This window comes from Paenarthrobacter nitroguajacolicus (genome assembly GCF_029952445.1).
GTDB classification, from domain to species: domain Bacteria; phylum Actinomycetota; class Actinomycetes; order Actinomycetales; family Micrococcaceae; genus Arthrobacter; species Arthrobacter nitroguajacolicus_B.
In genome coordinates this window covers 156,782-177,373 of the sequence record NZ_JAQPPK010000002.1, presented here as the reverse complement: position 1 = coordinate 177,373, position 20,592 = coordinate 156,782, and the positions used below count along the sequence as shown (strand labels likewise).

The following is a 20,592-nucleotide window of genomic DNA, read 5'->3' as shown; positions in this document are numbered from 1 at the left end:
AGCCAACCAAGCCAGAGAGGAACGCGGCCTGATGTCCGTTTCAAGCAAGTCGTCCGGGATCACGTCGAACAGGTGGTTCAAGCCAGTCGTCGTCACTGCGGGAGCTTTGGTGGTGGCCCTGATCCTGGTGCTGGTGGCTCAGTGGCTCCGAACCCTTCAACCGGTTCAGCAGTTCTTGACGGACTACCCCGGTCATTCCGCCATCCCCGAGGGAACCCCCACGGGATTTCCGGCATGGCTTGGCTGGCAGCACTTCCTGAACATGTTCTTCATTGTTCTGATCATTCGTTCCGGCTGGCAGGTTCGGACCACCACGCGTCCTCCGGCGTATTGGACCAGGAACAACAAGGGATTCATCAAAACCAAGAACCCGCCCAGCAAAATCAGCCTGGATCTGTGGTTCCACCTGACACTGGACGCCTTGTGGGTCTTGAACGGCATCATTTTCATCGTGCTGCTCTTCGCCACCGGTCAATGGTTGAGGATCGTGCCCACCAACTGGGACGTCTTCCCGAACGCTGTCTCGGCCGGCCTGCAGTATGCCTCCCTGAACTGGCCGGTTGAGAACGGCTGGAACAACTACAACAGCCTCCAGCTCCTGACCTACTTCATCACTGTCTTCATCGCCGCGCCCCTGGCCATCATCACGGGTATCAGGATGTCCGGCGCGTGGCCCAAGAAGTCCGCGGTGAACAAGTTCTACCCAATTGAGCTGGCCCGCAAGATCCACTTCCCGGTGATGATCTACTTCGTGGCTTTCGTGATCGTCCACGTGAGCCTGGTGCTGGCTACCGGCGCGCTGAACAACCTCAACCACATGTACGCCTCGAACAACGACTACAGCTGGTGGGGCTTCGGCATCTTCGCGGCATCCATCGTTTTCACGGCCGCTGCGTGGTTCCTGGCGCGGCCACTGTTCCTGCGCCCGATCGCCTCATTGATGGGTAAGGTTTCGCGCTAAACACACCCAAAGAAACAGCCGCCCTGGAAGGCTTCCACGGCGGCTGTTTCTGTAAGAAATGAGGCTAGCTCAAGGCCCCGCCCTGCCACAGCGCATCGAACGGAGCACCGGACGCCACGCGGTTCTTGATGCCTGCCGTCACGAACGCTTTAGCAGTCCGGGCTGCTTCCAGGGGTGTCGCGCCCTTGGCCAGTTCCGCAGTCACAGCGGCAGCAAGCGAACAACCGGCACCCGAAACAGCCACTTCGCCAACCTTCGGCGCGCGCAGGACTTCCAGCGTGTCGCCATCGTAGTAGACGTCGACGGCGTCCGGGCCTTCCAGCCGTACCCCGCCTTTGGCGAGGACTGCAGCGCCGCTGATCTCATGGATCCGGATGGCTGCGGCCTTCAGCGATTCTTCGTCCGTGATGGTGAGCCCGGACAGTGATTCGGCTTCGAAGTGGTTGGGTGTCACGAACGTGGCCAGCGGGAGGATCTGGGCCTTCAACGCCTGGTCGGTATCCAGGGCGTGGCCCGGCTCCTGGCCCTTGCAGATCAGGACCGGGTCAAGGACCACATTCGCGAAGGCGCCATCGGCCAGGGCCTTTTCCACCGTGCTGATGGTTGCCGGGCTGCCGAGCATGCCGATCTTCACGGTGTCCAGAACCGAAGGTGCGCCGGACGCGGCGCCGTATGCCGCCGTCGTGGCTTCCAGTTGGTCCGCGATGACTTGCTGATCTACCGGCACAAAACGGTGGTTCCAGTCGTCGTTCGGGTTGAAGGAAACGATGCACGTGAGGTTCGCAATTCCGAACACTCCGAGTTCCTGGAAGGTCTTGAGGTCGGCCTGGGCGCCGGCGCCACCGGTCGCTTCGGAGCCGGCGATGGTCAGAGCAATGGCAGGGGCAACGGCTGAGGTCATGACTCCATTTTGGCAGTTGCTCCGGTTCCAGTCCTAACGAGGCTAGCCGTGCAACGTCCGGTAGGCGGCCTCCGCGGCCGGATGCAGGGGCACTCCCGCGGTGTTGATCAGCGTTTCGGGGCTGAGGAATTGAACCCCCGCGCTGGACTTTGGCACCAGGTCCTGGGCATTCCCCACCATGAGTTCCACGGTCTGCCGAACAACATGGTCCGCCAGGTCGCTGCGGCAAAGGAGGAGGTTGGCCACCCCCACTGTCCACACAGCTGGGGCGTTCGCATAGCTGTTCGCCGGGATGAGGACCCGGTCGTAGAAGAACCCTGACTGCGCACGTGTTGCCGGAATCAGTTCGGAGAGATCCAACAGCCGCACGCGAAGGTCCTGGGCTGCAGCGGCGATGGGCGCCGTCGGAACCCCTCCGGACTGGATCATGACATCAATCGAGCCGTCGGCAAGCGCAGCAATAGCCTGGTTCAGGCCCAGGTTTACCTGCTTCAGGGCCCGGCCCGGTGTTGCGGACTGCGGCGCCAGCCCGGCAGCGGCGACGATCCTTCCTGCGGTGAGGGTGGTGCCCGAACCCACTTCGCCCACGCCCGCGGTCTTCCCGGCGAGGTCCGCGAACGTCCGGATGGGGCTGTCCTCCCGCACGATGCAGTGGACGTAGTTTTGGTACACCTTTCCCAACGCCATCAAACGCCCTTCGCTGTGGCTGCTGGCGGCGGGTTGGGCGGCCGCGTCGGCAAGGGCGACGGCGAAGGTTGCGTCGCCGGACAGCACGCGCTGAATGTTCTCAAGACTCCCGCCAGTGGTCAGGGCCCGTGCCTTGTCCGTGATCCGTTCACGTTGCAGCAGGTCCGCCAGGAGGGTCGCGAATTCAAGGTAGAAGCCGCCCGACTCGCCGCCGGCCACCGTTAGCTCTTTCGGTTTCTCCTCCGGGGAGCAGCCAATTGTTGAGGCCAGCACGCCGAACGTAACGGCCGCCTTGAGGGCATTTCGCCGGGTGATCACAGGGAATTCAGGCATCGAAACCACCCTGCGGATGCGCAAACTCGAGCCGTACGGTCAGCCCATGCGGCTCCTTCGGTTCCAGCGTCAGCTTCGCTCCGTTCGCCTCGGCCAGCCGCTCCACAATGGTCATCCCCAAGCCGTTGCCGGGAATCCTGCTGTGCTGGGGCGCCCGCCAAAACCTGGTGGTGGAAGCGGCACGCTGATCGGCTGGGAGGCCGGGACCGTCGTCGGAAATCACGACGGCGGTGCCTCCCGGGGCAGGTTCGGTCGCCACTGTGATGTGGGCGCCCGGGGCGTACTTGATGGCGTTGGCCAGTAGTTCCCCAACCATGTGCGCGAGTTCTTCCGGGTTGCACGCGATGGTGACCGGGAGGGCTGGCTCGATGAGGGTTATGGTGGCGCCAGCCTGGAGGGCCGCGGGCGCGGCCCGTTCCGTCTCGCCTTGCAGCACAGGAAAGGGATCGATGACGGCCAGGCGCTGGTGGTCCGTCGCCTGATCCGCACGGGCAGGGCCGGCAGAGGCGCGATGCTCCGCAGTAGCCAGCTTCAGCACGCCGTCGAGCATTCCTTCCACCCGCTCAAGCTCGGCAACAACGCCTGCCGCTGCGGCCTTCTCCGGTTCTGACCGCAACGCCAGCTGAAGCAGATCGATCCTCAGTCGAAGCGCTCCCACAGGGTTGCGGAGCTGGTGCGAGGTATCCGCGATGAGCCGGCGCTGGGACTCCATGCTCTCGCTCACCGTGTGCGCCATGGCGGTGAAGGAACGGCTGAGTTCGCGAAGCTCGGGCGGGCCGGCCTCGGGGAGCTGGCTCGTTGTCCCGGTGGCTTCGAGCTCGTGAACGGCCTTGCTGAGGCGATGGACCGGGCGCAAAACCCAGCCCGTGACGCGCGCCGCGGCCAGCAGGAGCAGCGCGCCAAGCGCCACGGCGGCAAGCACGACGACGAGCCACCGCTCCCGCAGCTTCTGGCGGGCGGCGTCGAGATTCACCTCCATGACAACCTCGCCGAGCACCTGGCTGGCCGTGCCAAAAGACCTGGACACGATCTCATTTCCCGTTCCGAAAGCGCGGACGGGGTTCAGGGTGGTGTCGCTGAGGTTCAGGCTTGCCCGGCCGAGCGCGTCCTTGACCTCCGATTGGTCATCGTGGAGATTCCCGGAACGGATGGTTTGCCCTTGCATGTGGATCAGGATCCCTTCGCCGTACAAATCGGCGTAGCGGTCCATCTCGCGCTGCAGTTGGGTGGTGTTGTTGTCGGCCAGGGCGTCGCTGGCCAGCTGTGCGAAACGGTTGAGGGCAGCCACCCTGTTGATCTGCAATTCCTGGGTGAGCTCGCGGCTGGCCGAGGTCAGGATGACGCTGGACACCGTCACCACAATGACCACCACCAGCAGGCTCAGGATGCCCAGGACGCGGAGTTTCACGGCTGCTCTACGCGGTAGCCGACGCCCCGGACATTGATGATGAAGCCCGGCATCTGGAGTTTGGACCTAAGTCCTGTGAGGTGCACGTCCAGGGAACGGGAGTGCGCCAGGAATGCGTCGCCCCAGAGTGCGTCCAGGATCTGTTCACGGGTGACGACCGAGCCTGCATTCCTGACCAGGAGGCCCAGAAGGTCGAATTCTGTTGCCGTCAGCGCCAGCTCTTTGTTGTTGACGGAGGCGACGCGACGATCGAGATCTACTTCCAGACCACCCAGGACGACGGTGTGTGGTGCTTCGGGGCCGGAGCGGTTGGTCCGCCTGGTGACGGCCTCGATGCGGGCCAGTAGCTCCACCAGTTTTACAGGTTTCACCAGGTAGTCATCTGCTCCTGAGCGAAGGCCGAGGACCACGCTGCGTTCATCGTCGCGGGCCGTCAGGATCAAGATGGGGATCTGCGTGACTTGGCGGAGCTTCCTGAGGACATCCAGGCCATCCAGGTCCGGCAGGCCCAGGTCGAGCAGGATGACCTCGTGCTGCCGGTGGGCCAGGAGCGCGTCCTCACCCCGGGAAACCCGGGTGTGTTTGTGCCCGGCGGAGGCGACGGCGGCACTCAAGGCTGAGGCCATGGCGTCGTCATCCTCGACGATGAGCACGTGCACGGTGGGGATCCTTCGGTTTGCTGGGGTGGGTTGGGTTGCTTGGCGGGGTTGGGTTGGGTTCGGGGTTGCTACTAGAGCTTAACGTTGTGAGGCCCGCTCTGCGCCCCTCGGAGTGTCCAAGGTGCGCAGAACGGGCCTCACAAGGCACCAAAGTCAGGCGTTGACGCGGTCCTTCTTGTCGCCGTCGCCCGTTTCTCCGGCGGTGCCGGTTTCTCCGGCGGCGCCTTTCGCGGCGAACGCGTTGCCCTGCTCCGCATCAAGGTGCGTGGACTTCTTGTTCTTGAGGGCGAAGATGTACACCAGCAGCGAGACGAAGATCGCGGCGGTGACGTAGGTGAAGAACAGGTCCACCTGGCCCGACTTCTGCAGCGCCGCCCCGATCAGCGGAACCGTGCCGCCGAACAGCGAGTTGGCGATCGCGTAGCCCAGCCCAACGCCAAGCGCACGGATCGAGGCCGGGAAGAGCTCAGCCTTCACCAGTGCGTTGATGGACGTGTAACCGCCAACCATCAGCAGGCCACCGAACATCAGCAGGAAGGCCACGAACGGATCCTTGGTCCCAGCCAGCGTGGAAAGCAAGGGCCAGGTGAACAGGACACCGGTTACGCCGAACCAGATCAACAGGGGCTTCCGGCCGATCTTGTCCGAAAGCATGCCGTAAACAGGCTGGAGCAGCATGAAGATGAACAGCGCCCAGAAGTTGATCACCGAGGTGTCGGTCTTGGCGATGCCGGAAGTATCGTTCATGAACTTCAGGATGAAGTTGGTGTACGTGTAGAAGGCGACGGTGCCGCCGAGCGTGATGCCGATGCAGATCAGCAGCGGCTTCCAGTGCTTTGTGAACAGGAGCTTCATGGTGCCCGGCTGGGCTTCGCCGGCGACCTTGACGTGTGCCGCACGGAGTTGGTCGGCAGAGAGGGTTTCCTCCATGGAGCGGCGAAGCCAGAGCACGACGAGTGCAGCAACACCACCGATGGCGAACGGAATCCGCCAGCCCCACGCGGTCAGGTCTTCCTTGCTCATGGTGTTCTGCAGGACCACGAGCACCAGGAGCGCCAGCATCTGGCCGCCGATCAGGGTCACGTACTGGAAGCTGGAGAAGAATCCGCGGCGTTTCGCCGTGGCAGCCTCGGACATATAGGTGGCGCTCGTACCGTATTCGCCACCCACCGAGAAGCCTTGGACCATGCGGATGAACACCAGCAGGATCATGGCCCAAAGACCGATGACATCCTGCGTCGGCATGATGGCGATGGCGAACGATCCCGCCGACATCATGGTCACGCTCAGCGTCAGCGCAGCCTTGCGGCCCTTGCGGTCGGCATAGCGTCCGAAGAACCAGCTGCCGATCGGCCGCATGAGGAACGACGTCGAGAAGACGGCCATTGCTTCAAGGCCGGCTTGGAGGTCGTCCGAGGAGTTGAAGAAGTGCGACTGGAAATACGCCGCAAAAGCGGTGTAAACGTAGACGTCGAACCACTCCACGAGGTTGCCCGCGGAGCCCTTGAGGATGTTGCTCACTGCCTTGCGTGTCTGTGCGGCTTCGCTCAGAGGTGCAGCTTGTTGGGTGCTCATCAATGAACCTTCCTGGACGGCAGCGTTTTGCGGCGGCCGTGTCTTGCATGAGTTCGTTCTGTCCATGAAGCTCGTGCTCATGGCGTCCTTGCGCATGGCTCTTCGTTGACTAAGAAAGGCCCTCTTGGGGTGAAGAGGACATGTTCCAAACTATGGGTGATGCACGGCACAACCAACGTTGGAGCGGATTTCCTAACACTTCCTTAGGTTTCGGGTGGCGTCCGGTAACTGTCCGACAGCGGCCCGGTCGAATACTCGACGGCGGCGCCTTGCCTTAGGCCTCGGGCGGCACCTTCCGCCGGCCCCACCCCCTCAAGCTCTCTCACGAAATCCCCCTTTCGCGCGGATCCTCTCTCACATCCCGACGGCTTCCCGCCGTCGCTCTCTCACTTGCCATCCCTGCTGGGTCCGGCTGGGCCGTAAATGCGAACGATCTTCCAGATCGAGAGCCGGCCGACACCTGCCGCAAATGCGATAGACAGCGAGAACAGAATCGGACCATTTCCGGATAACCCGCCAAATGGTGCACATATAAGCACCGGCCCCGCGAAAAAAGCGGCAACATGAATCCACTGGTTGGGGATACGCCGCAGCGCCAGGCCCAGAAGAGATCCCACGGCAGCACCGACGGCCCAGACGGGTAGAAAGCTGTAAATAAAGAAGACGATTGTCCCAGCACCGTGTGATTGCACAGTCAGCAAAAGGCAAAAGGCCAGGTGGGCAACCGTTATGCCAACCGCAAGTCCCTTTCCACCAATCACCACGCGGTCTTTCGACCCATATCGCCACGAGTTGCGCGTCTCCGGGGTCATCAGCCCGTACTCCGACTCGTCTATCCAGCTGTCATCGTTCATGGTCACCTTGGGCTAGTGAGGGATGGGTGGGAAGGGGTGGTTACGTGAGTGAGGGATGGGTGGGAAGGGGCGGTTACGTGAGTGAGGGATGGGTGGGCTTTCCCTTGGCGAGCCCGTTGAGCGCGCCGGCGAGTGAGGGGTATTCAAACGTAAATCCCGCATCGATCAACTTCCGTGGTTCAACCCAACGGCTCTTCAACACCAGCTCCGTCTGGGTTCGAATCAGAACAGCTCCCGCCTCGAGAAGCCACGCCGGCGTCGGGATGCCGAAGGGGACACCCATGCTTTGGCGGACCAGTGACATCAGTTCGCGATTGTCCACGGCGTAGGGAGAGGCCGCGTTTACCGGACCTGTCAGTGACTGCTGCGCGCTGATAAACACCACCGAACGGAACAAGTCCTCCACGTGGATCCAGCTGAACTTTTGCGTCCCGGGACCCATATGGCCACCCAGTCCCAGGCGGGCAAGGTTCCGGAAGGGATTCATGACGCCGCCGTCCTGCCCCAGCACTATCGCAATACGAAGAGGAACTTTCCGCGTATTTGGAGCCACGGCCGCCGCCAACTCGTCCTCCCACGCGCGGGCAACGTCCACGGAGAAACCGCTGCCCAATTCGCCGGAAATCTCGGACTGCGGACCGTCTTCCGCGTGTCGGTAGATGGTGCCGGTGCTCGCGTTGATCCATGTGCGGGGTGGTTCAGCGCACGCCGCCACGGCCCGACCCAAGGCACGGGTCGTGAGAACCCGGGAGTCCAGAATTTCCCGTCGGTGCTTTTCGTTATACCGGCAATTCACGGAACGTCCGGCGAGGTTCACCAGGAGTTCGGCGCCGTTCAGCACTTTGGTGATGCCGCCGTCGTCGTTCCATTGCGCGTCTGCCGGAGCGGCCCGCCCAATCGTCCGCACCTGCCAGCCCTCTTCAAGAAACCGCCGCTGGAAGTAGCTGCCGATGAAGCCGGTAGCCCCAGCGATAACCACCACCCGCCGGCTCATGCGTCCTCCTTGACCGTGCGGACGAGTCCCAGGACGTCGTCGAACACCTTGCTCACGCCCGGAATTTTGGCCAGCGACAGACCGCGCGCTACCAGCGGAGCAGCGCCGTCGATCAGCTTGCGTGTGCGGCGCTGGCCCTCGGACTTGTCATAAACCCAGAACAGCGCCACGCCCATATACGCAAGCCAAAGCAGCTCCGGCAGATCGGCACGCAGTTTCTTCGCGACGGCGGGAGAGGCGCCGTCGACGGCGGATCGAAAGATTGCGAGCGAAGCGTCCCTGGCGGCGGTGGACGCCTCGCCGAACGGATTGACGGGCGACGTCGGCCGGATCGCCGTTGAGATGAAGTCGGAACCGAACTGATGGTACGGGGTCATAACGTCTATGCCCGTGTGGAGGACAGTTTTGAGTCGGCCGGCAAGATCCTGGACACCTTCGAGGGCCTTCGTCGCTGCCACCGCGTGCTCGTCCTGCACCTGGATGTAGAGCTCCTGGACCAGCTCATCCTTGGATGCGAAGTAGTAGTAGGCGTTGCCAACGGAGACGCCGGCCTCTTGGGCAATGGCGCGCATGGTGGTCTTCTCGAAGCCGATCTCGCGGAACATCTTGAGGGCAACGTCGGCCACCAATTGTCTGGTCTGTTCACTTTTCGCGGCCATGCGGTGCTCCTCGCGTTGCACTTTTGAACGTGTTCAAGAATGAGTATGCCACAAGTTTGAACGCGTTCAAAAGCGGCTTGAGGGGTGGGATGTGAGTGAGGGTTGGCCGGAAGGGGGGATGTGAGTGAGGGTTGGTGGGAAGGGGGTGGGAGGTGAGTGAGGGTTGGTGGGAAGGGGGTGGGATGTGAGTGAGCGATGGGTGGGAAGGGGTGGGAGAATGGAACCGGTGCCGGGCGAACGCCCCACCACCCACAGTGCTAATACAGCGGGGCTCCCCTCGGAACCGGGTGCCTGCGCGAACCACTACGAAATGGATGACCCATGCCCTCGCCCTCCGGCTCCAGCACGCTCAGCAAGCCTGCACCCCGCTTCGCCTCGATCGGATCCCCGTATTTCGGCATCATGTTGGCCGTGATGGCCGTGGTGCTGATCCTGTCCAACATTGGCGCCTCAAAGGGCGTGGTGCTGGGCCCCATCATCACTGACGGCGGATTCTTCCTCTTCCCGCTGGCCTACATCCTGGGCGACGTCATGAGTGAGGTGTACGGCTTCAAGGTGGCGCGCAAGGCCATCATCACCTCCTTCGCGCTCTCGGTGTTCGCATCGCTGTGCTACTGGGTGATCATCATCCTTCCCGGTTTCAACGACGACTACGGGACTGCCAAACAAGCAGCCATCGAGGGCGCACTCGGACCCGTACCGCAGATCGTCCTGGCATCGCTCCTCGCCTTCCTGGCAGGCCAGACCATCAACTCCTGGATCCTGGTGAAGATGAAGGCGCGAACGGGCGAAAAGAGCCTGTGGGCGCGCCTCATGGGCTCCTCAGTGGTGGGCGAATTCGTGGACACACTGATCTTCTGCAGCATCGCGGCGTCGGTCATCGGCATCACGGACTTCGGTATGTTCGCGAACTACGTCTTGGTGGGCTTCGTGTACAAGACCGGGGTCGAGTTCATCTTTGTCCCGATCACCGTGCTGGTTGTCGGCTGGATCAAGAAGCGCGAGCCAAGCTATGGAGTAGTCGCAGCCTAGCCTCTCGCCGAGGTCGCTGGAACGGTGCCGGACCGCCCCAAGGTTCCGGACGCCGTCGAACGTTTCCCGCGAACTCGGCGATCCCTACGAGTAGTACCGCCCCAGCGTCTCCGCCTTGAACTCGAAAAAGTCCCCGGATTCGATGGCCAGCCGGGCGTCGTCCACCATTTTCACCACGAAGCGCTCGTTGTGGATGGAGATAAGCGTGGCCGAGACCATTTCCTTGGCCTTGAACAGGTGGTGGATGTAGGCACGCGAGTAATTCACGCACGTGTAGCAGTCGCAGCCCTCCTGCAGGGGCCCAAAGTCGGTCTTGTACTTCGCCCCGGACAAGTTGAAGCGTCCGAACGGTGTGTAGAACGCTGAGTTCCTGGCAACCCGCGTGGGGGAGACGCAGTCGAACGTGTCGGCACCGTTTTCGATCGCGGTGAAGATGTCATCCGGCTCGGAGATGCCCAGCAGGTGCCGGGGCTTGTCCTCGGGCAGTTCTTCGTTGCACCAGCGCACAATCGTGCCCAGGTTTTCCTTCTCCAAGGCTCCGCCGATCCCGTACCCGTCAAAGGGCATGGCCCCAAGGTCGCGGCAGGCCTTGCGGCGAAGGTCCTCGTACTGGGCGCCTTGGATGACTCCGAACAAGGCCTGGTACGGCTTGTCTACGCGCGAGGAAGTCAACGCAGCATGCTCCTCCAGGCACCGCAACGCCCACAACCGTGTCCGCTCCAGCGACTCTTCCTGGTAGGCCCGGGAGTTCTGCAGCGTGGTGAGCTCATCGAAGGCGAACATGATGTCCGCGCCGATCTGGTGCTGGACCTGCATGGAGATTTCGGGGGAGAAGCGGTGCCGGTCACCGTTCAGGTGCGACTTGAACCAAACACCGTCATCGTCAATGTGCGCCAGCCGTTCCTTGCCGGGTGCGACGGCATCATCGGGTCCGGACGAATCCACGTTCTTCATGTCGATGACCTTCTTGAACCCGGAGCCCAGGCTCATCACCTGGAATCCGCCGGAGTCCGTGAAAGTGGGTCCGGACCAGTTCATGAACGCACCCAGCCCACCTGCGGCGTCGAGGATCTCCGGCCCCGGCTGAAGGTAGAGGTGGTAGGCATTGGCCAGGACGGCCTGCGCGCCGAGGTCCGCAATGGACTCGGGCAGCACGGCCTTGACTGTGGCTTTGGTTCCGACGGCGATGAACGCGGGCGTCTGGATGGTTCCGTGCGGGGTGGTGATGGTTCCGGTGCGGCCCAGGAACTCCCCGCCGTTGGCCTCCACCAAAGCGTCCGACGGCGGGCACGTTTCAGTCAGGCGCTTGCCCACCGAGAACGAGAACTCGGATTGCCGATCAGACAAACCGGGCAGGGCAGGGGAGGATGCAGGAACGGAAGAGGAAGCTGGCACGCTATCAAGTGTGCCAGCTTTACCGTGGGTAACCTGCGGAGGGAGCCCTACGACCCGTAGTTTTCAGCTTTCCAGTTGTCCCACGAGGACCGGATGTCCGCCAAGGTGTGGGCGCCCAGATCGTAAGTGGAGGCAATTACCATGGACCCGCCGTCGGGCCTTTTCTCCGGAATCGGCAACTGTTCGGCGACGATCAGCAGGCCGTCCCCGTGCTCGGCGTAGCTGTGGACCGTGAGGCCCACCTGATGCCTGCTCTTGAACCAGACCTTGCCGGAGATCTTCTCACCCGTAGCGAGCGTGAGCGAGTATTCCTCCCCAACGGGAGGCAGATCCCCGAGCCCGAGCTTTTCAATCGCGGGACCGCCCTTGCCCGGGAGGGAGACGAAATGGGTCCGTCGATGCCCGTGCGGGTGCCGTTCCAACGCGAAACGCAGCTGGTGCAGGAACGTGAGCCAGCCCTGGGTGATGTCCTCGTCCCAGTCCGCCCACTCGGAATCGTGGTCCAGGGCAACCCTGGTGATCCTCACTTCAGTGCCACCGGAGACAGGGTGGAGCTCGAACACATCCCCGCCGTTGACGGTCAGGCTCGTATGCTCGGGTCCTTCCACGACGTCCGTGTTGAAGTAGATCTGTTTGATTTCGTCGGTGAGATCGTCGGCTTCCCAGCCATGCCATTGAGCAACCAGCGACGGTTCGCGCAGCATTGTCCAAACCTGCTGCGCGTCGGCATTAATAACAACGCTCAGATTGTTCGTCATGGCCCCGAATCTACCGCCGTTCGCGTCCACATAACAGGGCTTGAAATTCCCCGTTTCAGGGAGCCGGAAAAGCTAGGCGCGCACGGATTCCAGTTCGTTGCCGATCCGCCTGGCCAACTCTTCCTCGTTGATGGTTTTCGAGCCGCCGTGGGCGCGGAGGAACATCAGCGCTTCAAGGCGCAGGAACCGCCATTCGCGCTCGGCCTCGTGGTTGCCGTTGTCGATGGCGCGGAAGATTTCCTTGTCGTACAGATTGGGTTCGTTCAGCGAGCGCTGCCGCACCCGGGCGTTGATCCGGGCCTTGAACGGGTCCTCTTCCTGGGATTCGGGGGCGCGCAGCAGTTTCTCGTACACCGCGGCACGTTCGGACTGCCCCGCTTCGCGGCAGATGAAACTGGACAGTGCCAGGGCCCGTTCGATCGATGCCCACCGGTCCAGGTTTCCGTCGAACGGCAGCACGTTCAGCAGGTCCGCCACGGCCAGGGCATTGTCAGGATCGCGCAGCACGATGCAAAGATCGAACGCCAGGTTGCTGAGGTCCCGGAGGCAGCTTCCGGACTTGGTGTTGATGCCTTTCGCCAGCCGGTCCGCAAGCACCTGGACACCGTTTTTGCCCTTGTGGTTGGCCACCGCGGCACGAACCACGGCTTCCGGCGTTCCGTCGGGCTCCGGGATCAGCGCGAGTTCCTCCGCGCTGGGGCCCGTGTAGGTGGGCGGCGTGTCGGGGCGTGGAGGCACGACGACGGCGGGTGCGGCCGGAGCGTCGATGTCGCCTTCCGCCGGGCTGCTGGAGTCGGGGTTGCTGGAGCCGGCGGGAGCAGGCTCACTGGTTGCCGGCGCGTCATCGGCAACATGGTCGGAAACCTGATCCGGAACCCCGTCGCCCACGGGAACGCTGGACCCAACCGCGATCCGCACCGTACCGCCGTCGTCCATGGTTACGCGCAGCAAAGCGGCGACGCCGTAGTCATCGTTTTCTGCGTCAATGCTGACGATTTCCCGGGCGGGCCCGTCGCCGGGTGGGAACACAAAATCCCCGGGCCGCAGGTCCCCAGCCTGCTTTTCCCTGTACTGCTGTGTGGCTGGGCTGTGAGTCATCGGAAGTCCTTTGGTTCTCTTGGGGTCCGCCGTCCAGTCTACAAAGACCAGCTGATAGAGGGGCCGGGACCCGCTAGAGAACGATGCCCGAGAAAGCCAGCGCCTGCCGCACGAGATTTCCGCGTCCGCCGTCGAATTCCTGCTGGACGTTCTCGCTGAGCACCTCCTGCGGCGTCATCCACGTCAGTTCAAGGGCGTCCTGGCGGGGTTCGCATTCACCGGTGACCGGGATGACGTAGGCCAGTGACACGGCGTGTTGGCGGTCGTCCGTGAAGCCCGTCTGCGAGGGCGCCGGGAAATATTCGGCCACCGTGAAGGGGACAGGGCTGATGGGCAGCTGCGGGAAAGCCAGGGGGCCGAGGTCCTTTTCCATGTGCCGCAGGAGCGCCGCGCGGATGGTCTCGCGGTACAGGACGCGGCCGGAGACGAGGTAGCGCACCATGTTGCCGTCGGCGTCGCCCTGCAGCAGGGTACCGACCTCGTTGACATACCCGAGCGGATCCAACCTGACCGGAACAGCCTCCACGTAGACCATGGGGAGACGGCCGCGGGCTTCGAAGAGGTCTTCATCGGAAAGCCAGCCTGGAAACGGGTCGGGTGTACGTACGCTCATGGTTAAGTTCTACCGCATCCCCGGCCGAAGTTCCGTGGAGGCGTCCCGCATGCCACGGCCGTTACGCTCTCGGCGGCATTAGGGCGCAGGGGTGGTTACAGGGCGCGGTGTCTCCACTACGATCGATGCCGACGTCGAACCGCCCACGGCATCGGGGTTGGCTACGTAGAGGACGTCTTCGCTGATCCGCGCCTCGATGTCCGCCGCCTTCAGCCTTCCCAGCAGAGGCTCCAGGCCGCCGTCGTACTCGAACGCGAGGTCGCCGTTGGTGCTGTCCGCACCGTGGACAACCCGCAGGATTCCGCCGTTCTTAGTGGTGAACGTGGTCGATTCGTCGTCCCCCGTGCGGGGTCGCGCGCCGATGTTCCGGAGATCATTTGCCGCGATGCCCACCAATGGACTGATCCAGGTTGCCACGACTGTGAGGGCAGGATCGGCGTCGGTCGACGTGGCCCAGGTGCCGTCGGCTGCGCGCTGCGCGGGGAAGGCGAAGAACTCGAAACCGTCATCGGCCGAAATCCGCACCGTGTTCCCGTCCGGTGTCTGGTGGACTTCCGCCTGGGTGCCGTCATCCTCGGTACGCCTGGCGAACTCCTCCAGGTTCCCCACTTCGACGCTGAAGATGGTGGAGCCGTCCAAGGGATGTCCGTGATCCACGCGGCCCACCGCGAGGCGACCCGAACCGGCGTCGAACTCCTGCCAGTCACGGTCCTCAACGGTCACCACCAAACCCAGCGCCTGCAGCAGGGCGGACCACTGTTCCGGTCGGGAGGTGTAGTGGATGGGGCGGGCTCGCAACATTGGTCCTCCAGGTTCTGGGCTTCACTTCACAGCCTATTCCGCGTGGCCGTGTCCGGACCCGTCCGCTTCCATGCCGTCCGCTTCCATGCCGTCCGCTTCCACAGCAGAATGGGACCATGCCCCTGGAGCTCGAGGAATTGATCGTCACAGACGGATCCGCTTGGCGCGCGTGGCTGGCCGATCATGCTGCGGACAGCCCGGGCGTGTGGCTCGTCCTGCACAAAAAGGGCGGAAACGTGACCGAGCTGGACTACGACGCCGCACTGGACGAGGCACTCTGCTTTGGCTGGATCGACGGCCAGTCCAGGAGCCGCGACGCCGAAAGCTACTTCCAGCGCATGACCCCGCGCGGCCGCCGCAGCATCTGGTCCGCGCGAAACGTAGGGCATATTGCCCGGCTTGAAGCCGAAGGCAAGATGACCGACGCCGGTCATGCCGCCGTCGAGGCCGCCAAAGCCGACGGCCGTTGGGAAGCGGCCTACGCCGGCCCCGCTGACTCCGTTGTTCCGGACGACCTCGCCGCTGCCATCGCTGAAGTTCCCGAAGCGCAGGCCATGTTCGATGTCCTCACGTCCCAGAACCGCTTCGCCTTGATCCACCGGACCAATCTGGTCAAGCGCGCGGACACCCGCGCCCGCAAAATCGCCGGCTTCGTGGAGATGCTGGCCCGCCACGAGACCCCTTATCCGCAAAAGAAACAGCCGGCCACGGCTCCGAAACCAGCAGGCTCCAGCTAGAGCGTTGCAGCGGCCTCGAGGGTCATCCACGCCTGCAGCTGGGTGGAAAGTTCGACGCCGGCACCCGCCGGATACGTTTCGCCCGCCGGCCGCAGGGGGCTGGGGGAGAAGATGAGCGGAGGGGTTCCCGTGCCGCGAGCCAGATCCGGTGCTTCACGGCGGCTCGCCCAAAAGGCCTCGGCCGTTGAGAAGACCATCTTCCTGGCCGTGTTGCGCGCGTCCAGCGGAAGCCGGTGGTCCCGTCCGGCCAACGCGAGGTAACGGACCAGGATGCCGGTGAAGAGGCCGCCGTCGCCGGTTCCATCTCCACGAATCACGCGCGTGCCGGGAACCGTCAACTCACGGGCAACGGCCTCGAGCAAATGCGCGGCCCGGTCCAGGTTCTCCTGGCCGCCAAGTTCCAGCAAAGCGCCAAGAACGGGTCCCTGGTTGTAGGTGTACACGGCGTCCTCCAGCACAGGTTCGCCGTTCCTGATTCGGATCCCGTCCTGGTAAACGCCGCGTTCGGGGTGAAGGAGCCTGGAGTTGAGCCAATTCACCAGTGACTGCGCCCGTTCACGGCGGCCCGTCCTCGCGAAATAGAGGGCTACGGGAGCGGTGGCAGGGGTGTTCTTGAAGTCCCTCTTGGTGCTCCAGAACGTGCCACCGCCCAGATCGTCAGTGGAGGCTGAATCGAACTGCAGGGTTAGCCGTTTCCGGATGTACGCGTTGCGCCGGCGGCCAGGTTTCCTGGTTTCTTCCGCAAGCCTTTCGAGCCTGAGGGTTGAGAGGGCCAGCCAGGCCATGTCGTCGTAGTAGTGGTTCTCGAACCGGAGCAGGTTCCGGAGCCGGATGGTGGTGACCAGCCGGGAAGCGAGCCTTCCCGCGCTCGGGCGGGAGTCGCCGTCGAACCTTGTTTTGGTGGCGAGTTCCCGGCGGCCGGCGTCCACCAGGCAGTCCACGTAGTGAGCCTGCCACCAGTAGTGCCACGGACCCACCAGACTGCGGACGGTGTTGCCGGGGATCCTGATGGCACCGATGTGAGTGCCTGGAAGGAACAGCAGACGCCTGCCGAAGCTGCGGGTCACGGAACGGGCGGCCTGGTTGGCGCGGCCGGCCCAATCGGCGGCATCAGGAGTGGGCGACGATTCATGGTGGAGGGCATCGTGCACAGGCATGGGAACAGCCTAGCGGGGGAGCCGGGGTGCGCTGGCTCACAATTCCAGTTAACATGCATTAACGGATTTGGGTTCTGCATCAAGGAGGATGGATGGACATCAACGGCACGGTGGCACTGGTCACTGGCGGCGCTTCAGGTTTGGGGGCCGCCACGGCCAAGCGACTTTTCGACGCCGGGGCCTCGGTGGTGCTGGTCGACTTGCCACAGTCCGCGGGCGAGGCCTACGCGGCGGAACTCAACGCAGGGAGCAGCGGAAGCAAGGCGGTCTTTGCCCCTGCCGATGTCACCAACGAAGCGCAGATCCAAGCAGCTGTGGATACAGCATCCTCGCTGGGACCACTGAGAATCGTGGTCAACTGCGCCGGTATCGCAACACCGGGAAAGGTTCTTGGCCGTGACGGCGTCCTGCCGCTGGAAACCTTCAACAGGGTCATCCAGATCAACCTCATTGGCACCTTCAACGTGATCCGCCTGGCTGCCGCGGCCATGGTGGAAACCGAACCAGTGACTACTGAACTTGGCGGACCCGAACGCGGGGTCATCATCAACACCGCCTCCGTGGCTGCCTTCGAGGGCCAGATCGGCCAGCCCGCCTACGCCGCGTCCAAAGGCGCGGTTGCCGCCATGACGCTTCCGCTGGCGCGCGAGCTCGCGCGGTCGCTGATCCGGGTGGCCACCATCGCCCCGGGCATCTTCGAAACACCCATGATGGCCGGACTTCCGCAGGCAGCCCAGGATTCGCTGGGGCAGCAGGTCCCGCACCCGGCGCGCCTGGGCCGGGCCGCGGAATACGCCAACCTGGCCGCCCACATTGTGGAAAATGCCATGTTGAACGGTGAGACCATCCGGCTGGATGGCGCCATCCGGATGGGAATCAAATGATGGGCGATTACAGCGGTGCGCCCGTAACGACGGGCTCGTCCGGTCCCGTCCCGGGTTCAGTGGCGGACCTTCCGAGCGCGGATTTCTTCGACTTCGAATCCCTGCTGAGCGTCCAGGAACAGCGAAAACTCAACGAACTCCGGGCATTTCTCGCCTCCGAGATCGCGCCCTACGCCGGGCAATGGTGGGAGAAGGCCGAATTTCCGGAGCATATCCTGCCCAAACTCGCCGCACTCCGGCTCAGTGCTCCGGCGCAACGCGGGTACACGCATCTTTTCGCCGGACTGGTCATTGCCGAGATGACGCGCGTCGACACTTCGATCGCCACCTTCTTCATGGTCCACCACGACCTCTTCGTGGAGTCACTCTACGACTTTGGCAGTGACTCCCAACAGGACCGCTACCTCGACGACGCCTCGAACCTCCGCACCACCGGCGCCTTCGCGCTCACCGAACCCGAGCACGGTTCCGACGTCGCAGGCGGGATGGAAACCACCGCGCGCAGGGTGGAGAGGCCAGCGTCCGACGGCGGCGACTACTGGGTCATCAACGGTGCCAAACGCTGGATCGGCAACGGGACGTTCTGCGATTACATGCTGGTGTGGGCCAAGGACGAAGCCGACGGGGCCGTACGGGCGTTCATCGTGGACGCTTCGTTGCCGGGCGTCACCCGGAGCCGGATCGAGAACAAGATCGCCCTGCGGACAGTGCAGAATGCCGACATCGTCTTCCAGGACGTGGAAGTCGCAGAAGCCGACCGGTTCACAGGCATCAGCAGTTTCGCCGACACCAACCATCTACTGCGCGGATCCCGCATCATGGTGGCCTGGCAGGCTGTAGGCCAGCAACTGGCCGCGTTCGACGTCGCCCGGCAGTACGCCGTCGAACGCTTGCAGTTCGGAAGGCCGCTGGCCAGGTTCCAGCTCATCCAGCAGCACCTGGTGGAAATGCTCGGAAACGCCGTGGCCAGCATGGGGATGATGGTCCGGATCGCCCAGCTGCAGGAAGACATCTTTACCGACGCCAAAGGTGTCCGGCACGGCGGCGCGGACATGGCCCAGGTGGCGCTCGCAAAGGCCTACTGCACCGCCAGGATGCGAGAAACCGTGGCCCGTGGACGATCAATCCTTGGCGGGAACGGGATCGTCACCGATTACCGGATGGCCAAGATTTTCGCCGATGCCGAAGCCATCTACACCTATGAAGGCTCCTATGAGATCAACTCGCTGATCGTCGGCAGGGCAGTGACGGGCGTTTCCGCCATCGCCTAGCCGGGGATCTTCTCCCCGGCTTCCACCCGCACATCGATCGAATTGCCGCGGACAGGCATGGGGCAGGTGCCATAGGGGGTAAAGGCGCTGGGGTAGTTGATGGCGCGGTTGAAATCGATCACCACGGAGCCATCGGGCCGGGGCCGTGGAATGAAGACCTTGCGCCACTCATCCGTTGTGTCGCCATTGGTTTCATCGTGGAACGTGACATTGAGTGCGCCCAGCTTTTCCGCCTCGGCATGGAGCCGGATCTCGTGCCCGATGCCCGGGACGCGGAACACGACCTCGCCCACGGAACGATGAACCCCGTCAACCAGGGGGTTGGCCGTGCCGATGGGGACGTCCTGGGGTTCGGCGTACGGCTCGAAGAGGCCGTTGATCACCCAATCCGGGTTGTAGTCATAGGTCGGCACTGCCGTGAACTCCGTGAGGACCGGAGATGCGTCATCTCGGGTGCGGATTGCGTACTTGTCGGCACGCATGGCCAGTTCCACCACTACCTGCTTGCCGTCCGCACCGCCGTACTGGACCCACATGAGGGACTCTTCGTCCTCCAGAACCGCGCTGATGGTTCCATCCACGGCCTCTCCGCTGCCCACCACAGTGATGCCGTCTGCGGGGCCGGCCGTCAGGAAAGCCGTTGTCCCGTCCGTGGACCAGAGGCCCGGTGCCAGCTCAAGGTGGGACGGTTCCGGGCCAAGCCACTGAAACGAAGTCAGCGTCAACCAGCCGTGCTCGGTGGCGAGCGCTGAATTCCGGCCCTCACGGAACCGCTCCCATCGGGCGATCCGGGGGTCGGTTGCTGTGGTAGGCGAACTCATGGGTCTCCTTGGCTGAGGGTCGCGCGCTGTTTGCACTCCTGTCAACCATGCACCGTGCTGCTGAATTCCCTGAATTCGTGGTGTTGCCTGTGTTGCCTGCGCCGCCTGTGCCGCCCGACGTGCGGTGGGCAGTGTGGGACGGCTCGCGCTGGCCCCCAACCCATGCCAGCGCGAGCCGCGTGTGATGGTTCGTCCCCGGAGAGCCCCGGGATTATCCATCAGAGAATGAGTGTCGGAAAGTCCCAATATATGACGGGATGGGCTGGGATCCCTTTAGTTCGAATCGCAGGAAGAGTCCAGCCTGGTTCGGGCCGTAGTAGCCGCCGATAAGGCCGTGGCAGCGGAGGCCAGCGGGTAGAACTTGATGCGGGCCGGCCTGAGGGCGCCGTCCCCCACGGCTTCAATGGCCGCTTTGCACTGCACCATCCTGGACAGGTTGCCCTCGCTGATGGGAAACAGGATGTGGACGGCGGAGTCCTGATACATGGCAGTAGCTCCGGTTCCGCCCAGTTGTCCTTTGACGGCGTCACCCAACTGGGCGAGCAGCGTCCAGCAATGGCTGCGGCTCTCCTGGGGACCAGGCACCGAGATGACCGCCAGCGCATGTGCACCCTGGTATCCTGCAGCGAACCCGGATACTTCGTGGATCCGGCGTTGGAAATGAGCTTGGGTGGCCAGACCTGTGTAAACATCCGTGCACGAGATCGGCGGGGCGGTCTCGGCCACCTCGGCCCAGCCCTCAGCCAATGATTGAAGGGCGTCGACGTCCAGGGATTGTTTTGCGGCGATGAAGAGGGCCCGGAAATCCGTCATGGTCTCGCTGATGCTGACACCGTTTCTTGCGCGGGCAGCGCCCAGGGATTTGGCGGTGATTGCCGGAACCACGGCGCTCCTGGCCAGGGATGTCACCACTGTCCGGACCTCGGGTTGGAACCAATCCGAGTGGAACCGCCACCCGGCTTGATAGCTGGTGGTCTGCCATCTACGCAACAGA

General features: G+C 63.4%; 21 protein-coding genes. 5 read left to right on the top strand and 16 right to left on the bottom strand.

Going from position 1 to position 20,592, the window contains the following annotated elements; all coding sequences use genetic code 11:
• The first annotated feature begins 31 nt into the window (after positions 1-31).
• Positions 32-961 carry a cytochrome b/b6 domain-containing protein gene (locus tag PJL15_RS02155; protein ID WP_281449564.1) on the top strand — a complete coding sequence of 310 codons (930 nt, stop codon included), beginning with the start codon at positions 32-34 and terminating at the stop codon, positions 959-961.
• Between the two features lie 64 nt (positions 962-1,025).
• On the opposite strand, the gene PJL15_RS02150 is transcribed toward PJL15_RS02155, so the two are convergent.
• The 8 genes from PJL15_RS02150 to PJL15_RS02115 all read right to left on the bottom strand — a co-directional run bounded on the left by PJL15_RS02150 (position 1,026) and on the right by PJL15_RS02115 (position 9,031).
• Entirely contained in the window at positions 1,026-1,862 is an 837-nt protein-coding gene (locus PJL15_RS02150; RefSeq protein WP_281449563.1) for a hydroxymethylpyrimidine/phosphomethylpyrimidine kinase, read from the bottom strand.
• A 42-nt stretch (positions 1,863-1,904) separates the two neighbouring features.
• Positions 1,905-2,882, bottom strand: a complete 978-nt coding sequence (locus tag PJL15_RS02145) for a TAXI family TRAP transporter solute-binding subunit (protein ID WP_281449562.1) — start codon at positions 2,880-2,882, stop codon at positions 1,905-1,907.
• Positions 2,875-4,290, bottom strand: coding sequence for a HAMP domain-containing sensor histidine kinase (locus PJL15_RS02140; RefSeq protein ID WP_281449561.1), 1,416 nt, complete (start codon positions 4,288-4,290; stop codon positions 2,875-2,877). Before PJL15_RS02140 ends, PJL15_RS02145 begins: the two co-directional genes overlap by 8 nt.
• Positions 4,287-4,949 (bottom strand): response regulator transcription factor, encoded by a 663-nt coding sequence (locus tag PJL15_RS02135; protein WP_281449560.1) that lies wholly within the window; start codon positions 4,947-4,949, stop codon positions 4,287-4,289. The genes PJL15_RS02140 and PJL15_RS02135 overlap by 4 nt, the downstream gene beginning before the upstream one ends.
• A gap of 153 nt (positions 4,950-5,102) precedes the next feature.
• Positions 5,103-6,524, bottom strand: coding sequence for an MFS transporter (locus PJL15_RS02130; RefSeq protein ID WP_281449559.1), 1,422 nt, complete (start codon positions 6,522-6,524; stop codon positions 5,103-5,105).
• 386 nt (positions 6,525-6,910) lie between these two features.
• The gene (locus PJL15_RS02125) at positions 6,911-7,378 is read right to left on the bottom strand and encodes a hypothetical protein (RefSeq protein ID WP_281449558.1); all 468 of its coding nucleotides are present in this window, start codon (positions 7,376-7,378) and stop codon (positions 6,911-6,913) included.
• A 73-nt stretch (positions 7,379-7,451) separates the two neighbouring features.
• A complete protein-coding gene (locus PJL15_RS02120) occupies positions 7,452-8,372 on the bottom strand; it encodes a TIGR01777 family oxidoreductase (RefSeq protein WP_281449557.1) in 921 nt (306 codons plus the stop codon).
• Positions 8,369-9,031, bottom strand: coding sequence for a TetR/AcrR family transcriptional regulator (locus PJL15_RS02115; RefSeq protein ID WP_281449556.1), 663 nt, complete (start codon positions 9,029-9,031; stop codon positions 8,369-8,371). Before PJL15_RS02115 ends, PJL15_RS02120 begins: the two co-directional genes overlap by 4 nt.
• Before the next feature lie 321 nt (positions 9,032-9,352).
• On the opposite strand from PJL15_RS02115, the gene PJL15_RS02110 reads away from it, so the two are divergent.
• Positions 9,353-10,063 carry a queuosine precursor transporter gene (locus PJL15_RS02110; protein ID WP_281449555.1) on the top strand — a complete coding sequence of 237 codons (711 nt, stop codon included), beginning with the start codon at positions 9,353-9,355 and terminating at the stop codon, positions 10,061-10,063.
• Between the two features lie 84 nt (positions 10,064-10,147).
• Here PJL15_RS02110 and tgt read toward each other — a convergent pair whose 3' ends face one another.
• From tgt to PJL15_RS02085, 5 genes are all read right to left on the bottom strand, one after another.
• Positions 10,148-11,458, bottom strand: a complete 1,311-nt coding sequence (tgt, locus tag PJL15_RS02105) for a tRNA guanosine(34) transglycosylase Tgt (RefSeq protein WP_281449554.1) — start codon at positions 11,456-11,458, stop codon at positions 10,148-10,150.
• Positions 11,459-11,505: 47 nt separating this feature from the next.
• On the bottom strand, positions 11,506-12,216 hold the full coding sequence (locus tag PJL15_RS02100; RefSeq protein ID WP_281449553.1) for an SRPBCC family protein: 711 nt from the start codon (positions 12,214-12,216) through the stop codon (positions 11,506-11,508).
• Between the two features lie 72 nt (positions 12,217-12,288).
• Positions 12,289-13,314 (bottom strand): DUF6707 family protein, encoded by a 1,026-nt coding sequence (locus PJL15_RS02095; protein WP_281449552.1) that lies wholly within the window; start codon positions 13,312-13,314, stop codon positions 12,289-12,291.
• A 73-nt stretch (positions 13,315-13,387) separates the two neighbouring features.
• Entirely contained in the window at positions 13,388-13,927 is a 540-nt protein-coding gene (locus PJL15_RS02090; protein ID WP_281449551.1) for an NUDIX hydrolase family protein, read from the bottom strand.
• A gap of 78 nt (positions 13,928-14,005) precedes the next feature.
• Positions 14,006-14,728 (bottom strand): hypothetical protein, encoded by a 723-nt coding sequence (locus PJL15_RS02085; RefSeq protein ID WP_281449550.1) that lies wholly within the window; start codon positions 14,726-14,728, stop codon positions 14,006-14,008.
• Between the two features lie 116 nt (positions 14,729-14,844).
• Here PJL15_RS02085 and PJL15_RS02080 point away from each other — a divergent pair, with 116 nt between their 5' ends.
• A complete protein-coding gene (locus tag PJL15_RS02080) occupies positions 14,845-15,465 on the top strand; it encodes a YdeI/OmpD-associated family protein (RefSeq protein ID WP_281449549.1) in 621 nt (206 codons plus the stop codon).
• Here the strand turns inward: PJL15_RS02080 and PJL15_RS02075 are convergent.
• Positions 15,462-16,622 carry a glycoside hydrolase family 76 protein gene (locus PJL15_RS02075; RefSeq protein WP_281449548.1) on the bottom strand — a complete coding sequence of 387 codons (1,161 nt, stop codon included), beginning with the start codon at positions 16,620-16,622 and terminating at the stop codon, positions 15,462-15,464. The genes PJL15_RS02080 and PJL15_RS02075 overlap by 4 nt on opposite strands.
• A gap of 92 nt (positions 16,623-16,714) precedes the next feature.
• Here PJL15_RS02075 and PJL15_RS02070 point away from each other — a divergent pair, with 92 nt between their 5' ends.
• Positions 16,715-17,506, top strand: coding sequence for an SDR family NAD(P)-dependent oxidoreductase (locus tag PJL15_RS02070; RefSeq protein ID WP_281449547.1), 792 nt, complete (start codon positions 16,715-16,717; stop codon positions 17,504-17,506).
• Positions 17,506-18,777 (top strand): acyl-CoA dehydrogenase family protein, encoded by a 1,272-nt coding sequence (locus PJL15_RS02065; protein WP_281449632.1) that lies wholly within the window; start codon positions 17,506-17,508, stop codon positions 18,775-18,777. The genes PJL15_RS02070 and PJL15_RS02065 overlap by 1 nt, the downstream gene beginning before the upstream one ends.
• Here the strand turns inward: PJL15_RS02065 and PJL15_RS02060 are convergent.
• Complete coding sequence (locus PJL15_RS02060) at positions 18,774-19,598, bottom strand: DUF1684 domain-containing protein (RefSeq protein ID WP_281449546.1); 825 nt, start codon at positions 19,596-19,598, stop codon at positions 18,774-18,776. The two genes, PJL15_RS02065 and PJL15_RS02060, sit on opposite strands and share 4 nt — an antisense overlap.
• A 273-nt stretch (positions 19,599-19,871) precedes the next feature.
• Positions 19,872-20,588 (bottom strand): hypothetical protein, encoded by a 717-nt coding sequence (locus tag PJL15_RS02055; RefSeq protein ID WP_281449545.1) that lies wholly within the window; start codon positions 20,586-20,588, stop codon positions 19,872-19,874.
• Positions 20,589-20,592 lie beyond the last annotated feature (4 nt).

Coding starts and splice junctions, on each gene's coding strand:
- PJL15_RS02155 (WP_281449564.1), top strand. CDS start 32: ATGTCCGTTTCAAGCAAGTCGTCCGGGATCACGTCGAACAGGTGGTTC.
- PJL15_RS02150 (WP_281449563.1), bottom strand. CDS start 1,862: ATGACCTCAGCCGTTGCCCCTGCCATTGCTCTGACCATCGCCGGCTCC.
- PJL15_RS02145 (WP_281449562.1), bottom strand. CDS start 2,882: ATGCCTGAATTCCCTGTGATCACCCGGCGAAATGCCCTCAAGGCGGCC.
- PJL15_RS02130 (WP_281449559.1), bottom strand. CDS start 6,524: ATGAGCACCCAACAAGCTGCACCTCTGAGCGAAGCCGCACAGACACGC.
- PJL15_RS02125 (WP_281449558.1), bottom strand. CDS start 7,378: ATGAACGATGACAGCTGGATAGACGAGTCGGAGTACGGGCTGATGACC.
- PJL15_RS02120 (WP_281449557.1), bottom strand. CDS start 8,372: ATGAGCCGGCGGGTGGTGGTTATCGCTGGGGCTACCGGCTTCATCGGC.
- PJL15_RS02115 (WP_281449556.1), bottom strand. CDS start 9,031: ATGGCCGCGAAAAGTGAACAGACCAGACAATTGGTGGCCGACGTTGCC.
- PJL15_RS02110 (WP_281449555.1), top strand. CDS start 9,353: ATGCCCTCGCCCTCCGGCTCCAGCACGCTCAGCAAGCCTGCACCCCGC.
- PJL15_RS02100 (WP_281449553.1), bottom strand. CDS start 12,216: ATGACGAACAATCTGAGCGTTGTTATTAATGCCGACGCGCAGCAGGTT.
- PJL15_RS02095 (WP_281449552.1), bottom strand. CDS start 13,314: ATGACTCACAGCCCAGCCACACAGCAGTACAGGGAAAAGCAGGCTGGG.
- PJL15_RS02090 (WP_281449551.1), bottom strand. CDS start 13,927: ATGAGCGTACGTACACCCGACCCGTTTCCAGGCTGGCTTTCCGATGAA.
- PJL15_RS02085 (WP_281449550.1), bottom strand. CDS start 14,728: ATGTTGCGAGCCCGCCCCATCCACTACACCTCCCGACCGGAACAGTGG.
- PJL15_RS02080 (WP_281449549.1), top strand. CDS start 14,845: ATGCCCCTGGAGCTCGAGGAATTGATCGTCACAGACGGATCCGCTTGG.
- PJL15_RS02075 (WP_281449548.1), bottom strand. CDS start 16,622: ATGCCTGTGCACGATGCCCTCCACCATGAATCGTCGCCCACTCCTGAT.
- PJL15_RS02070 (WP_281449547.1), top strand. CDS start 16,715: ATGGACATCAACGGCACGGTGGCACTGGTCACTGGCGGCGCTTCAGGT.
- PJL15_RS02065 (WP_281449632.1), top strand. CDS start 17,506: ATGGGCGATTACAGCGGTGCGCCCGTAACGACGGGCTCGTCCGGTCCC.
- PJL15_RS02060 (WP_281449546.1), bottom strand. CDS start 19,598: ATGAGTTCGCCTACCACAGCAACCGACCCCCGGATCGCCCGATGGGAG.